Origin of the sequence: Granulicatella sp. WM01, from assembly GCF_004570605.1 — a bacterium.
Classification (GTDB): Bacteria; Bacillota; Bacilli; order Lactobacillales; family Aerococcaceae; genus WM01.
Genome location: NZ_SPPB01000149.1, coordinates 1 through 346 on the forward strand (window position 1 = coordinate 1; position 346 = coordinate 346).

The following is a 346-nucleotide window of genomic DNA, read 5'->3' on the forward strand; positions in this document are numbered from 1 at the left end:
GACTACCGTCTGGATATGTCACAACCACAATTGCTTCAATTTCTCCTGCTTGTGCTGTGTCTACTGGAGTTTTGAATGCAAATTGTGTGTTTGCGGGTAAGTCTGCCACATTCTTAATACTGTCTTTGGCTACTGGTTGACTACCTTTGTCTACACTTTGTGCTTGAGTTGTTGGTGTATATGTGTCAGCATTTGGTTCTGTTACTGTAATATTTACAAGCACTTCATCTTGACTACCGTCTGGATATGTCACAACCACAATTGCTTCAATTTCTCCTGCTTGTGCTGTGTCTACTGGAGTTTTGAATGCAAATTGTGTGTTTGCGGGTAAGTCTGCCACATTCTT

Annotated in this window: 1 protein-coding gene; it reads right to left on the reverse strand. The window is 41.3% G+C overall.

The genetic code is table 11. The annotated features are described in order from the left end of the window. On the reverse strand, positions 1–346 hold a 346-nt coding region (locus E4T68_RS09060; protein ID WP_245175702.1), incomplete at both ends, for a Rib/alpha-like domain-containing protein.